We start from the raw sequence: 14800 nt of genomic DNA on the forward strand, positions 1-14800 counted from the left end.
ATTGAAAGATAGGGGGTTCTCACAGCAAAAAACAACGTCCCGCCACCTCGCAAGAAAGAGATCATGTGTGAAAACCGCTTATATATCGGGCAAAAAGTACCCGTATGAAAGTTTTGTGAAACCCTCACAAAGTTGCAACAAAAAAAGGCCTTCCCTTATGGAGAAGGCCCTTTTGTTACAAACGCATTGCCTGCCGGATCAATCTTCAAACGGGTCGCGCATCAGAATGGTGTCATCCCGATCTGGGCTGGTGGAAAGCAGGGTAACAGGTGCACCCACCAGCTCTTCAATACGGCGCACGTATTTAATGGCCTGCGCTGGCAGGTCTGCCCAGCGGCGTGCACCGTGGGTGGTTTCCTTCCAGCCTTCCAGCGTTTCATAAACCGGGCGCACACGCTGCTGCGCTGCCGGGGCGGACGGGAAGCGTTCGATCTTCTGGCCGTCCAGTTCATAGCCAACGCAAATCCGGATTTCATCCAGACCATCCAGCACATCCAGCTTGGTAAGCGCCAGACCGTTTACACCACCAACGCGCACGGCATGACGCACCAGAACGGAATCGAACCAGCCACAACGGCGCGGACGGCCCGTGTTGGTGCCAAATTCATGCCCACGTTCGCCAAGGCGGCGGCCTGTTTCATCATGCAGTTCTGTGGGGAACGGGCCTTCACCCACACGGGTGCAATACGCCTTGGCAATACCCAGAACAAAACCCGCAGCCGTTGGGCCCATGCCCGAACCCGTACCCGCATTGGCAGCAACTGTGTTGGAACTGGTAACAAACGGATAGGTGCCGTGGTCCACATCCAGCATGACAGCCTGCGCACCTTCAAACAGAATGCGGCGGCCTGCACGACGGGCGTCATCCAGAATATCCCAAGTAGGCGCCATATAAGGCAGCACTTTAGGGGCGATATCTGTCAGGAACTTAAGCAGTTCTTCTTTGGTGAATACGGGTGCACCCAGCCCTGCCAGCAGGGTGTTGTGATGCAGCAGCAGTTCATCCAGCTTCCAGTCCAGCGTTTCTGGCTCGGCCAGATCACACAGGCGGATAGCGCGGCGGGCCACCTTATCTTCATACGCTGGGCCAATGCCACGGCCCGTGGTGCCAATTTTACGATCACCACGCGCAGCCTCACGCGCGCGATCCAGTGCACCGTGCACAGGCAGAATCAGGGGGGCATTTTCTGCAATCTTGAGCGTATCGGGCGTAACTTCCAGCCCCTGTTCCTGAATACGGCCAATTTCTGCCAGCAGCGCCTGCGGGTCCACCACCACGCCATTGCCAATAATGCCCAGCTTGTTGTTCACCACGCCGGAAGGCAGCAGGGAAAGCTTGTAAACCTGATTGCCCACAACCAGCGTATGCCCGGCATTGTGCCCACCCTGAAAGCGCACAACAATATCGGCCCGACTGGCTAGCCAATCTACGATTTTGCCTTTGCCTTCATCACCCCACTGGGCGCCAATCACGGTTACGTTGGACATGGATGGTGTGCTCCTGAAAGAATCTTGCCGCTAACTGAAAGAGAATACAGCCCCTTACGGGGAAAAATCATGACAAGGCCATGCAGTTGGTACCACGCAATACATGCGTGCAGCCCAAACGGCGTGCTTCGGCCTCTGGCTCTGCGGTGAGAGAAGATGCCGCCAGCGTGGCGTAACCTTGCGTGCGCAGGCGTACGGCCTCCCGCTTATCTGCTCCCGGTGCCAGATAGACACGAGGGCGCGCAGGGGTTGGCGGAATCATGCGGAACAGCACATCTGGGCGCAACGTCAGCCCACAGGCGGGTTCATTATCATTACACAGGTAACGACCACCGCGCCCCAGCTCTTCCGAACGACCAACGGCAAACAGCGTCACACACACACCTGTATGATATTTCCAGCCCCGAAACTCTACCGGGTCCACCGTCATCCGCAGGTTGGGGCACTGCTCACGCAGGGCGGCCACCGTATCTACCAGACGGTCCAGAACAGCACGCGCCTTGGGTGGAAGGGTAATTTCCGTCAGCCGCGCTACGGCATGTTCGGCCAGACCTGTGGCTTCCAGCAATGCAATAAGCGTACTGGCCAGTGCCCCACCCTGCTCGGCCACAGCGGCGGAATCCTTACGGTCCAACGCACGCATAAGGGCTGCACGCTGCGCTTCGGGCACTTTGCTTTCTTCCAGCAGGGCCGGAATAAAGGGCGGCATGGTGAGATCGAAGGAAACATCCTTCACACCCAGACGCTCAAGAGCTTCCGCCCCAACAGACATCACCTCTGCATCCGCCTCTGGCGAATCCGGGCCTATCAGTTCGATACCTGTCTGCATAATCTGGCGGCTGCTTTCTTCCGCCGCCACGGGGGACACCACAACACACACACCGGCGTAGGAAACACGCAGCGGGCGCGGTGTGCTGGCCACACGCGTTGCCGCCATACGGGCAACCTGCGGCGTAATATCCGGGCGCAGCACCATCATGCGGCGGGTATCCGGGTCCATCACCCGGAAACTCTGTTCCGCAAGGGCCGCACCGGCACCCGCCAGATACGTGTCCTCAAACTCTATAAGAGGAGGCCGCACGCGGTCGTATCCGTGGGATGCAAACACGTCCATAAGCGTGGCAACACCCTCTGCCTCGGTTCGGGCATCGGGTGTTAAAAAATCTACAAAGCCTGCGGGCAGCAGCGCCGGGCTGAAAGGCGGGTCTTCCGTCATGCTTCGGGCTATAGCACTGCATGGCGTGCCCGTCATGCCCGCAAAGGGGCACTTTTTGCGCTATATGCTTCTAACAGGTGTGGTTTTTTCAGCCATCTGCGTTGCCGGGCAGGGTTTCCCACCCTGTGCCAATAAAAGTCAGCACCCGGCGGCCCATGCCATCTGCACGCAAAACAATCAGATTCTGGTCTTCCAACCAGCCTAGCAAACGGCGCGCACGCCCTTTTGAAACCGTGCCATACACCCGCGCAATAGCGGCATCAGATGGGCATGGCTGCCGCTCCAGCGCAGCACGGGCCAGAAAAAGCCCCACAGCCTGAAGGTCCTCCGGCAAGGTGGAGGCCAGAGCTTCGGCCTCCTGCCATTCGGGCTGGGTGGATGTTTCTTCATCCACCCCACTACGGGCTGTAGCCAAGGCCCGGTTAAAGCGCCGCATATCCAGCGCATTGCGCCCAAGCCCAGCAATACGGCACCGCACCAGAAAATCCTGATACAAAACAGGTGCCGGACGAAAAGCTGCTTCCTCATCCTCCATCATGTCACGCAGGATGGCGCGCATCCGGGCTTCACGCTCGGTTTGGGTTTCGGATGTTTCTTCGGGGGCTTCCTGCTCGGCTTGGGCGGCCTGTGCCTCACCATGTGCAGCAAGTTGGGTGAGCAAATCAGGCGGCGGAGGCGCAGGTGCCTTGCGGGGGCGGACAGGCATATCCTGCACAGGCACGGGAGCCAGAATAAGATCATGCACAGGCGCTGGCGGCGGCTCAAACGGTGTAAGAACCGGCCCGGCAGAACGGCTTTCTGTTTCTACCGTGCCAATACGCACCGGCGTTGGCCTGCGGCACAGGGCCGGACCAAGAGCAACAAAGGTGCCGCGCGCCAGATCACGGAACGATTCGGCCTGCCTACGCTCCATCCCCAGCAGATCTGCCGCGCGGGACATATCAATATCCAGAAATGTCCGGCCCATTAAAAAGTTGGAAGCCTCTGCGGCCACGTTTTTAGCCAGCTTGGCCAAACGCTGTGTGGCAATAACCCCGGCCAGACCACGTTTACGACCACGGCACATCAGATTTGTCATAGCGCCGAGGGATGCCCGCCGGGCTTCGTCCGAAACCTCCCCTGCGGCGGCTGGGGCAAAAAGCTGGGCTTCATCCACCACCACCAGCACCGGATACCAGTATTGGCGCGGCACCTCGAACATGCCGCCCAAAAATGCAGCCGCCCAGCGCATCTGCTGGTCTGCATCCAAGCCTTCCAGATTCAGCACAACAGACGCACGGTGCATGCGCATACGCTCACCCGCCGCATGCAGCGCCATTTCGGAATGGTCTACGCCATCGATCACCAGATGGCCGAATTTTTCCGCAAGGCTGACAAAATCCCCCTCCGGGTCAATAATCGCCTGCTGCACCATGCGGGCAGATTGCTCCAGCAACCGCCGCAGCAAATGCGATTTACCAGACCCCGAATTGCCCTGCACCAGCAGGCGCGTGGCTAGAAGTTCGGCCAGATCTAATTGCGCCGGGCCACCCCCCGGCACTTCACCCATTATAATCATGCTGCTCATGGCTGGAGGGGATACCGCTTAGCCCCTGTATCCTGCAACCATGCCTGTAGGCCCTTTGCCGCCGCGCGCCCTGTGGCAAGGCAGGCATGCAGCAGATAGCCGCCGGTTGGGGCCTCCCAATCCAGCATTTCACCCGCCACAAACACACCGGGCACTGCACGGAGCATAAAACCATCTGTGCAGGAGTCGGACGTAATGCCACCAGCGGTGGAAATGGCACGGGCAAGCGGTTGCGGAGCGCTCAACACAACGGGTACAGCTTTTAACCGCGCAGCCAAGGCTTGAGGAGAAGAAGGGATATCCTGCCCCCCTTCACGCAGCAGTGCAACGGCAACAGGCGGCAGGCGCAATGCCTTGCGTAATTTATTGGAAAGGCTCTCACGCGGGCGGGTGGCGGCCAGACGGCGGGCTATTTCCTGTTCTGGCATATCCGGGCGCAAATCTACCATCACAATGGCCACGCCTTCTTCGGCAATTGCAGCCCGGATAGGAGCAGACAGCGCATAAATCGCGCCGCCTTCCAGCCCGTTGGCCGTTACCATCACTTCACCCTGCACACGTTGCCCTGCAAAGCTGAGAGCTACAGGCTTAAGCGGCACGCCTGCAAAGCGCTCCTTAAACAGATCAGACCACGCTGTTTCAAAACCACAATTTGCGGGCTGTAATGGTGCTATATTTACACCCTGCTGCGCCAGAACCGAAACCCAGCCCCCTGCACTGCCCAAGCGTGGCCAGCTTGCCCCGCCTAGCGCCAGCAATGTGGCATCTGCTTGCATGGGGTGTGGTTCATCCTGCCCTTCGCGCTGCACAAGCAGGTTGCCTTGGGCGTCCCACCCTTTCCATGCTGTGCGGGTATGAAACACAACTCCAAGCTCCCGTAGCCGCGCCAGCCATGCACGCAGCAACGGAGATGCCTTCATGGCCGAAGGAAATACGCGGCCGGAAGACCCTGTAAAATGGGCTTGCCCCAGCCCTTCCATCCAGTGCTGGATATCTTGGGTTGTCCACGCATCCAATGCTGGCCGTAACCAAGATTGCGCCACCCCATAACGCCGCATCAAGGCCTCATGCGGTTCGGAATGCGTGATGTTTAGCCCACCCCGCCCCGCCATAAGCAGCTTGCGGCCAACACTGGGCATACGCTCCAGCACCTGCACGCAGTATCCAGCCTGCGCCAGATACTCCGCCGCAGCCAGCCCCGCAGGGCCAGCCCCGACAATAACGATGTTTGCGGCTGAAGCGTGTGTCATGGACAAAATATTACTGGAATCGGAAAAGCGGAATCATACCGCCTTTCCGTCAGCACTGCGCACGGCTTTTGCCAGATCTTCAATCTGCGCCAACACGCGCGGAAGCGTTTCTGCCGTAGCGCGGCCTTTGTCATCCAGCGTTTCCGCCAAAGTAGAAAGCAGGGCCGAAGCCACAACCGCACCATCTGCAATGCTGGAAGCATTAGCCGCCTGCTGCGGCGTACGCACACCAAACCCAATGGCAATCGGCAATTTGGTAACCTTGCGCAGACGTGGAATAGCAGCTTCCAGATCATGCGTAGTGGCAGAACGTGTGCCCGTAATGCCCGTAATACTGACGTAATACACAAAGCCAGATGCGTGAGAGAGCACATAAGGCAGGCGCTCATCCGATGTGGTAGGTGCCACAAGCCGGATGATGTCCAATTTATTGGCCTTGGCAAATGGTGCCAGCACATCGGCTTCCTCTGGCGGCAGATCCACCAGAATCAGCCCGTCCACACCAGCGCTGGCGGCATCACGGCAGAAGCGTTCATACCCGTAGGATTCTACCGGGTTCAGATACCCCATAAGGATAATGGGGGTTTCGTTATCCTGCTGGCGGAAGTCCGTGACCATATCCAGCACACCTGCCAGCGTGGCCCCGGCTTTAAGGCCACGGCGGGCAGCAGCCTGAATAACCGGGCCATCGGCGGAGGGATCTGAAAAAGGCATGCCAATTTCAATCAGGTCTGCGCCAGCAGCGGGCATTTTGCGCAGCAGTTCGAGCGATGTATCCCAATCCGGATCATACGCTTCCAGATACGGAATAAGCGCGCCGCGGCCTTGGGCCGCAAGTGCTTTAAAACGGGCTGCTATACGGCTCACAGCTTGACCCCCAGATGTTCGGCAACAGTGAAGATGTCTTTATCACCCCGGCCAGAAAGGTTGACCACCAGCAGGGTATCCTTGGAAAGCGTAGGCGCAATTTTGGCGGCATATGCCACAGCATGGGCGGATTCCAGCGCAGGAATAATACCTTCCATGCGTGTGCAGAACTGGAAGGCATCCAGTGCCTCATTATCCGTAATGCCTACGTATTCTGCGCGGCCGATATCATGCAGCCATGAATGCTCCGGCCCTACTCCGGGGTAATCCAGCCCAGCGCTAATGGAGTGTGCTTCTTCAATCTGCCCATCTGCGTTCTGAAGCAGATATGTGCGGTTGCCATGCAACACACCGGGGCGCCCACGTTCAATAGAAGCTGCGGTTTTGCCGCTATCCAGCCCGTGGCCAGCGGCTTCCACACCAATCAGACGCACAGATTTGTCATCCAGGAACGGATAGAAAATCCCCATAGCGTTGGAACCACCGCCAATGGCCGCCACCACAACATCTGGCAGACGGCCTTCGGCGGCCTTCATCTGGGCCTTGGTTTCCGTGCCGATCACGCTCTGGAAATCACGCACCATAGCCGGATACGGATGCGGGCCTGCCACTGTGCCAATAAGCATGTAGGTATCGGCAATATTGGCCACCCAATCACGCATGGCCTCGTTCATGGCGTCCTTCAGCGTGCCTGCGCCGGAGGTAACGGGCACCACCTCCGCACCCAGCAGACGCATGCGGAACACGTTGGGCTTTTGCCGTTCCACATCGGTGGCACCCATGTAGATCACGCATTTCAGGCCAAACAGGGCACATACGGTTGCCGTGGCCACACCATGCTGGCCGGCACCGGTTTCCGCCACAATACGGGTGCGACCCATACGCCGAGCCAGCAAAATCTGCCCCATGACGTTATTGAGCTTGTGTGAGCCCGTATGATTGAGTTCTTCACGCTTAAGAAAAATTTTAGCGCCACCCAATTCTTCCGTCATGCGCTGGGCAAACCAGAGTGGGCTGGGGCGGCCGACATAATCTTTCAGATAATAATCCAGCTCCTTCCGGAAAGCCGGATCAGCCTTGGCGACCTTATAGGCCTCATCCAGTTCCAGAATGAGGGGCATAAGGGTTTCCGCTACAAAACGGCCCCCATGACGCCCACCAAAATGCCCCCGCTCATCCGGCTGGTGCCGGAGGGAATTGCTATGCACCGCTGACGTGCCGTGTTCCTTCGGATCTGCCATTTCTGGTCTGCCGCTCCCATACCGCGTGAAAAACCGCGCCTGCCAGATATGTAAAAGCCTGACATCGCCTGTCATAACGAAGCCGCAGGCTTACCAGATACCGTAAGGCGTTGCACAGCCCTGCAACCACGTAACCTTGCCAGAAACATGTAGAAGGCCGCATAATTTGTAACAGTTGAATATTTGCAGCCCACATCGCCACCTGACATTCTGTGTTCAGAAAACAGTGGCCCTGCCTGCCTTCGGTAGCGCGCGCACACAAATGGAGAATCGCATGTTCCTGGCCCACCGGCCTGGTATGCCCGCACGGGCTATTGAGACCGCAGCCGACGCCGCCGATGCCGTATGGCTGGACCTTTTAGACCCCACACCGCAGGAACAGGCTCTGGCAACCCAGTTATGTGGCCAGCCCATTCCTACACTGGATGATCTGAACGAAATTGAAAGTTCATCCCGCATTAGTGTGCGCAATGGCGCGGCCTTTCTTTCCTCCCCTTTATTACAAAAAACCGGCCCGGAATTTCAGACAACACCCGTAGGCTTTATTCTCACGCAAAACCGGCTGTTCACTATTCGCTTTCAGGCTTACCAATCTTTTGAAACCGTGGCGTTGCTTGTGGCGGACCATGCGCAGGTTATGCCCACCCCCCATGCCATTCCCACGCCAGAAACAACGGCTCCTACGCCTGCATCCACCGCGGCTCCCTCTGCCCCGTTACACACCCAGCATGATGCGACCCTGCATGCCGGGGAAATTCTGGTGGCATTGATTGAAACCATTGTAGACCGGCTGGCCGATATTTTGGAAAGCGTTGGAGACCTGCTGGATACCCTCTCTCACGATATTTTCCGCACCCGCCCTTCCGGGTCTGCAGTGCGCAACATTGCCTCTTGGCAGCGTGACCTGCTTCAGCGCGTGGGCAGTTCGGGCAATCTGTGTTCACGTATGCGCGATACGCTTTTGGGTATGGAGCGCATTGCCCTGTTTTTGAGCGAAAGCCGCAAAACGGCCAGCGCCATCCCCACCCCCGGATATATGCTGAGCACACGCCACATCACCACGGATTCCGTACCCCAAGAGGGGGAAAGCAATACTGCCGCCGCTTATGCGCTTTCCAACCCGCTGCGGATGCGCATTACCACCGTAAGCCGAGACCTTTCCTCGCTAGATGCCTATGTTTCCCAAGCGCAGGACAAAGTGGAATTTCTGCTAGATGCCACGCTAGGCTTTATCAACATTGAACAGAATGGGGTGATGAAGGTACTGACAGTTGTCAGCTTCATTGGGGTGGCCCCCACTTTGATTGCCGGCATCTATGGTATGAACTTCAAGAACATGCCTGAACTGAACTGGTCTTTCGGATACTGGTATTCACTCGGGCTTATGGCCTCCACCATTGTATTGCCTCTACTGTGGTTCTGGAAAAAAGGCTGGCTGGGAGGAATTAAGTAAGATGCAACAGTTCTGGAAAACGGCTTTTTTCTGCGCCTCTCTTATGGGGGCCGTTGCTACGGCACATGCAGCTTCTTCCACACCGGTTCAGGCTCCGCCACCCAATGGGTATCAGGCATTTTTTGATCATCTCAGCACCGAGCCGCTGCGTTATGCCGCCATTTCTTCGCACAATGGCAAACGGCTTCTTGTGGGGCTTCACCCCTCAACAGAAGGCCATGTAGCTGGAGAATTAATGCTGCTGGATACCACCATGCGCCCATTGCTCACTGCGGATGTAGAAGGCACAGCACCTGACCTGCAAAATGGGCAAACAGGTACGTGCCAACTCACAACCACCCTGAAGGAAGACAGCCTGCACCTGAACGGCCCGTGTTCGCGGGACCAGATTTCCGGTGGGCTTACGCGCACTATGCACCCTTCCCAACTGTGGTCTCAGGTCAACAGCTTTATCTCTCCCGATATGTCAGTTTCTGCCGTGTGGCTAACGCGCGCTGGGTGGAATGCTGCCATTACGCCCGCACCCACGCCATAAAGCCCACCCCACAAGGTTATTGACGATACATCTGGCCGTCGTTATTATACGGCCCCATAGTGCTGGCTGACTTCACCTGCCCAGTGCATCCTCCCTTTAGTCTGGATTATTCTGCCCCGGCATCACCTTCCAGCAAGGTGTCTATTTGCCATAGCCACGCGCTTTCGGCAGCCGATGGCATGAGAAATCCTGACATATCCCTTATGAACTTTTGCCAGTCAGGGCATTTCCTAGATGCATCTTGCGGAACTCAAGGCCAAATCCCCAGCGGATCTTCTGGCCTGCGCTGAAGACCTGAATATTGAAAACGCGTCATCCCTGCGTAAGCAGGACATGATGTTTGCCATCCTGAAGGCACTGGCCGACAACGACCAGGCGATCTACGGCGAAGGCACGCTTGAGATCATGCATGACGGGTTTGGTTACCTGCGTTCCCCCGAATCTAACTATCTTCCCGGCCCGGATGATATTTATATCTCCCCCACTCAGGTGCGCCGCTTTGGCCTGCGCACGGGTGATACGGTAGAAGGCCAGATTCGCGCCCCGCGTGACGGTGAACGCTACTTCTCCATGCTCAAGATCAACACGATCAACTTTGAGCCACCGGATGCCGTACGCCACCGGATCAACTTTGATAACCTGACCCCACTTTACCCTGAACGTCGCCTTCAGATGGAAGTGGAAAGTCAGGCAACCGCACCAGAACCGAAGGCAGAAAAAGGCAAGAAAGGCGCGCAGAAAGACTTTACGCCGCGCGTTATTGATCTTGTTTCCCCCATCGGTATGGGCCAGCGTGCCCTTATCGTTGCGCCGCCCCGTTCGGGTAAAACGGTTATGCTGCAAAGCATTGCCTCGTCCATCAGTGCCAACCATCCGGAAGTTTTCCTGATTGTTCTGCTGATTGATGAACGCCCCGAAGAAGTGACCGACATGGCGCGCTCTGTGCGCGGTGAGGTGATTGCTTCCACCTTTGATGAACCCGCACACCGCCACGTGCAGGTTACAGAAATGGTGCTGGAAAAAGCCAAGCGCCTTGTTGAACACAAGCGCGATGTGGTGATCCTGCTGGATTCCATCACCCGTCTGGCCCGCGCCTACAACACCGTTGTGCCCTCATCCGGCAAGGTGCTGACCGGTGGTGTGGATGCCAACGCCCTACAGCGGCCCAAGCGCTTCTTTGGTGCTGCCCGTAATATTGAAGAAGGCGGTTCCCTCACCATTATCGCCACGGCGCTGATTGATACCGGCAGCCGTATGGACGAAGTGATCTTTGAAGAATTCAAAGGCACGGGTAACTCCGAACTGGTGCTGGATCGCAAGCTGGCAGACAAGCGCACCTTCCCGGCTATCGACATCACCAAGAGCGGCACCCGTAAGGAAGAACTGCTGGTGGATCGGGCTACGCTGTCCAAAATGTGGGTTCTGCGCCGTATTCTGGCCCCTATGGGCACGATGGACGCCATGGACTTCCTGCTGGACAAGCTGAAATACAGCAAAACCAACAACGACTTCTTCGAAGCCATGAACAACTGAACGGGCAGGCTTTTTCGCCTCTCCCTCTATCAGTTCTTTTCTGCAGAGCGCCTGCTTCGGTTTACGAAGCAGGCGTTTCCTGTTTTTTGCGCAGTGTGAGCACCACGCTACCATCGGGCTGCGGCACATCAGACAAAATGGTATGCCCCAGCGCACGGGCAGACCGGCTGATATTCTTCAGCGGCTCCTCCCCTTTCAGGCGCACCGCCAGCAAGCCACCCGGCGGCAGGCCATCCAGCGCCAAGCGCGTGCGCACAAATGTCATGGGGCATTTTTCTGTTGTAATATCCAAAACGGCAATGCGCGGCTCTTCCTGCACGTTAAAATCGGGCACATAGGCAGCAGAACGAGTCATTCAGAAACTCCACAAAAGGACGAAAAACATAAGCTCATCTGCAAAAGATAGGGGCCTGCATCGCATAAAAAAACTGCCAGCGAGTGTAAAATTGGACAAACCCTATCACTTTCGGCTACCTGAAACCTGAAACACAAATTGTAACTCAAAGCAGGATTTGTGATCTTGAAGGCACAGTCGGCAGAATCGCGGATCGAGCAGCTGTGTGTTGAACACGGCCTGAAAATGACCGGACAGCGGCGCGTTATTGCGCGTGTTCTGTCTGAAGCAGACGACCACCCAGATGTGGAAGAGCTGTACCGCCGTGCCTTAACGCTGGATTCCCGCATTTCAGTGGCCACGGTATATCGCACCGTACGCCTTCTGGAAGAAAAAGGCATTCTGGAACGCCGCGATTTTGGCGGCGGGCGCGCACGGTATGAAGCAACGGAAAATGGGCGGCACCATTATCATCTGATAGACGTGGATAATGGGAAGGTTATAGAGTTTGAAGACCCGGAACATGAAGCCTTGATGAAAAAAGTGGCTGATCGGCTGGGCTTTGAATTTGTTTCCATGCGGCTGGAGCTGTTTGGCCGCAAAAAATCCGCTGCAAAGTCGGGCACCAAAACATCCTCTCGTGCCCGCCAGAAAGGAAATGCTGCATGAGTGCAACGCGCAACAACGGAGGGGGGCTTTCTGCGCTGGATCTGGAACGCAAAGGCTTTCCTGAACTGCGTGGTGGCACCCTGAGCGTACGCATTGCAGAAACAGAGGCCGAGCTGGAAGCAGCCCAAGCCCTGCGCTATCGTGTTTTTTATGAAGAAATGGGCGCACGCCCTGAGGGCGAAACCCTGCGTCTGAAACGCGATATTGATGAATTTGACAATGTAGCAGACCACCTTCTGGTTATTGACCACGCCATTGCCTCAGACGCACGTGGCGTAGTGGGCACATATCGGCTGGTGCAAAGTGACGCCGCTAAAAAAATCGGGCGTTTTTATTCTTCCAGCGAGTATGACATTACGCCGCTAAAAGAATTCCCCGGTAAACTGCTGGAAGTAGGTCGGTCCTGCGTAGATAAAAACTACCGTGGACGCACAGCCATGCAGTTGCTGTGGCGCGGTATTGCCTCCTACATTTTCCTGCATCAGATTGATCTGCTGTTTGGCTGCGCCAGCCTGCCGGGAACAGACCCGGACAAAATGGCAGATGAACTGACGTATCTGTATCATAACCACTTGGCCCCTCCGGCCCTGCGCGTGCGTGCATTGCCAGACCGGAAAGTGGAAATGCTGCGCACAGACCCGCACAGCCTGAACCTGCGCCGGTGCCTGGCTGGGCTGCCACCGCTTATTAAAGGCTATCTGCGGCTGGGCGGCTATGTGGGTGATGGCGCTGTGGTGGACCCACAGTTCAACACCACAGATGTGGCTATTCTGGTGAAAAGTGAGCTGCTGGCAGATAAATATTACAGGCACTACGAACGCCGCCTGCGCGATGCGCTGGACTGATAACGGACAGCTTTTTCAACGTCCGTTTTCTTTTTCTGTCAGTCAGTAAACTAAGGTTTGCGCCGTGGTAAAACTGCCCGCGTTTTTTCAAACGGCGCATACCCGCCTGCGTCGATGCTGGCGGGAAAATTGGCGTTTTATGGGGTTCATGCTGGGAGTTGGCGCTCTTTCTGCGCTGGCTCTGCCCCCTTTGCACTTTTTGCCCATATTGCTGCTCACCTTTGGCATACTGGGCCGGATACTCAACACCACAACAAGTTGGAAACACGCGGCTTGGGCTGGCTGCCTGTTTGGCTTCGGCTTTTACACGGCCGGGCTTTACTGGCTGGTCAATGCGGTGCTGATCCGCGCAGATGAATTCTGGTGGTTTGTGCCCTTCCCTTCCATGGGGTGCGCCCTGATTCTTGCACCGATGGTCGGTGTACCCGCAGCACTCAGCACATTTGTGCCCTCAGGGTTGCGGCGTCTGGCATTTTTTGCGGGTGCGTGGACTGTATTTGATATGGGCCGCACATTTTTATTCAGTGGCTTTACGTGGAATGCACTGGGGAGCTGCCTTGCCATACCCGGCCTTGTTGGGGACCTGCTGATTCAACCTGCCGCATGGGTGGGAGAAGATGGGCTGACCTTAGCGCTTGTACTGGCAAGCCTGCTATGCGGAAGTGCCTTGTTAGACAGCCTGCATCTGCACACACCATTTACACCACAAGCAGCAGCACCGTGCTGCACATCTACAGCGCGGCGCAGAATTTACGCGGGCAGTTTAGCTGCCTCTGTGCTTTGGCTTGGTGTTGGCGCAGTACGCTTTTACAGCATTCAACCGCAAGGCGAATCCGGACCGATAGCTGTTATGGTGCAAGGCAATGTGCCGGAAACTGAAAAAGTAGGTAGGTTACGCCCCAGAGATATCTTTTTGCGTTACCTGCGCCTTACTACCCAAGGTGTGCAGCAAGCTCGGCAGCTTCAGATTCAGCAGGCAGCCTCTGGCACACCTTACCGCCCTATTGTGTTTTTATGGCCAGAAACCTCTTTCCCCGGCTATGATCTGCTGCAGGATACGCCCAAGGCTCGCGAAGTTATTATGGATTGGGCGCTGGGGGCAGATGCAGGGATTATTGGGGCACTCCGCCAAGATGATAATGGGCGTTACCGTAATTCCGTTTTAGCTTTAGCGCCCGATGGTGCCGTAAGTGCTGTGTATGACAAAGCACGCCTTGTACCTTTTGGAGAGTATCAACCCTCCTTCATTCCTTTGCAGATTGTACCACAAGGCGGATTGGCTGCTGGCCCGGGCCCTCAAACATGGCATTTGGCCAACATTCCTCCTGTTGGGCCGTTAATCTGTTACGAAGTTATTTTTTCAGGTGATGTCACCAACCGTCATGATCGGCCCCGTTGGCTTGCCAATATCACAAATGATGGGTGGTTTGGCAACAGTGCGGGACCGCGCCAACACTTGGAATCCGTGCGCTTGCGCGCCGTAGAAGAAGGGCTGCCCATTGTAAGGGCTGCCAATACAGGTATTTCTGCGGCCTTTGATGGCAGAGGCCATCTTCTGGCCAAATTGGGGTGGGACAAAACAGGTGCACTCGTTTCTGCTGTACCTGCGGCCCTGTCTCGCACGTTTTTCGGGCATTACGGACAGGCTGTTCCTTTACTATTCTGCATTTTGCTGATTCTCGGGGTGTCTATCCGGCGCAGAAAAGCCTAACTTTTTCTTAATTTCCTGTTCACCGTTTTTTCAGTTTTATGGCGCAGTTGCCTTAAAGCAGGTGTCTGCGCTGTTTTTCTTTTGGAGGAGA

At 56.4% G+C, this 14800-nt stretch carries 13 protein-coding genes; 6 read left to right on the forward strand and 7 right to left on the reverse strand.

The window, feature by feature from the left end; genetic code table 11:
- Window positions 1-198 precede the first annotated feature (198 nt).
- The 6 genes from APA10_RS03605 to trpB all read right to left on the reverse strand — a co-directional run bounded on the left by APA10_RS03605 (window position 199) and on the right by trpB (window position 7704).
- Window positions 199-1488: an adenylosuccinate synthase gene (locus tag APA10_RS03605; protein WP_003623768.1), complete on the reverse strand. Its 1290-nt coding sequence runs from the start codon at window positions 1486-1488 to the stop codon at window positions 199-201.
- Window positions 1489-1555: 67 nt separating this feature from the next.
- On the reverse strand, window positions 1556-2740 hold the full coding sequence (locus APA10_RS03610) for an ATP phosphoribosyltransferase regulatory subunit (RefSeq protein ID WP_035365844.1): 1185 nt from the start codon (window positions 2738-2740) through the stop codon (window positions 1556-1558).
- 52 nt (window positions 2741-2792) lie between these two features.
- Window positions 2793-4271, reverse strand: coding sequence for an ATP-binding protein (locus APA10_RS03615; protein WP_003629740.1), 1479 nt, complete (start codon window positions 4269-4271; stop codon window positions 2793-2795).
- Window positions 4268-5521 (reverse strand): TIGR03862 family flavoprotein, encoded by a 1254-nt coding sequence (locus APA10_RS03620; RefSeq protein WP_003629739.1) that lies wholly within the window; start codon window positions 5519-5521, stop codon window positions 4268-4270. The genes APA10_RS03615 and APA10_RS03620 overlap by 4 nt, the downstream gene beginning before the upstream one ends.
- A gap of 33 nt (window positions 5522-5554) precedes the next feature.
- Window positions 5555-6388 carry a tryptophan synthase subunit alpha gene (trpA, locus tag APA10_RS03625; protein WP_003629738.1) on the reverse strand — a complete coding sequence of 278 codons (834 nt, stop codon included), beginning with the start codon at window positions 6386-6388 and terminating at the stop codon, window positions 5555-5557.
- Window positions 6385-7704 carry a tryptophan synthase subunit beta gene (gene trpB, locus APA10_RS03630; protein ID WP_003623779.1) on the reverse strand — a complete coding sequence of 440 codons (1320 nt, stop codon included), beginning with the start codon at window positions 7702-7704 and terminating at the stop codon, window positions 6385-6387. The genes trpA and trpB overlap by 4 nt, the downstream gene beginning before the upstream one ends.
- A 187-nt stretch (window positions 7705-7891) precedes the next feature.
- Between trpB and APA10_RS03635 the strand changes: the two genes are divergently transcribed.
- The 3 genes from APA10_RS03635 (at window position 7892) to rho (ending at window position 11150) form a co-directional block, all read left to right on the forward strand.
- On the forward strand, window positions 7892-9082 hold the full coding sequence (locus APA10_RS03635; RefSeq protein ID WP_174714283.1) for a magnesium transporter CorA family protein: 1191 nt from the start codon (window positions 7892-7894) through the stop codon (window positions 9080-9082).
- A gap of 1 nt (window position 9083) precedes the next feature.
- Window positions 9084-9617 (forward strand): hypothetical protein, encoded by a 534-nt coding sequence (locus tag APA10_RS03640; protein ID WP_003623783.1) that lies wholly within the window; start codon window positions 9084-9086, stop codon window positions 9615-9617.
- A gap of 234 nt (window positions 9618-9851) precedes the next feature.
- Entirely contained in the window at window positions 9852-11150 is a 1299-nt protein-coding gene (gene rho / locus APA10_RS03645; protein WP_003623786.1) for a transcription termination factor Rho, read from the forward strand.
- A gap of 61 nt (window positions 11151-11211) precedes the next feature.
- Here the strand turns inward: rho and APA10_RS03650 are convergent, their stop codons facing one another.
- Window positions 11212-11505: a sulfurtransferase TusA family protein gene (locus APA10_RS03650; RefSeq protein ID WP_003623789.1), complete on the reverse strand. Its 294-nt coding sequence runs from the start codon at window positions 11503-11505 to the stop codon at window positions 11212-11214.
- A 159-nt stretch (window positions 11506-11664) separates the two neighbouring features.
- Here APA10_RS03650 and APA10_RS03655 point away from each other — a divergent pair, with 159 nt between their 5' ends.
- The 3 genes from APA10_RS03655 (at window position 11665) to lnt (ending at window position 14709) form a co-directional block, all read left to right on the forward strand.
- Window positions 11665-12153, forward strand: a complete 489-nt coding sequence (locus APA10_RS03655) for a Fur family transcriptional regulator (RefSeq protein WP_012812409.1) — start codon at window positions 11665-11667, stop codon at window positions 12151-12153.
- Complete coding sequence (locus APA10_RS03660; RefSeq protein WP_003623791.1) at window positions 12150-12998, forward strand: GNAT family N-acetyltransferase; 849 nt, start codon at window positions 12150-12152, stop codon at window positions 12996-12998. The genes APA10_RS03655 and APA10_RS03660 overlap by 4 nt, the downstream gene beginning before the upstream one ends.
- 64 nt (window positions 12999-13062) lie before the next feature.
- A complete protein-coding gene (lnt, locus tag APA10_RS03665) occupies window positions 13063-14709 on the forward strand; it encodes an apolipoprotein N-acyltransferase (RefSeq protein ID WP_003629733.1) in 1647 nt (548 codons plus the stop codon).
- The last annotated feature ends 91 nt before the right edge of the window (window positions 14710-14800 follow it).

The organism is Acetobacter pasteurianus subsp. pasteurianus LMG 1262 = NBRC 106471, from assembly GCF_000285275.1.
Classification (GTDB): domain Bacteria; phylum Pseudomonadota; class Alphaproteobacteria; order Acetobacterales; family Acetobacteraceae; genus Acetobacter; species Acetobacter pasteurianus.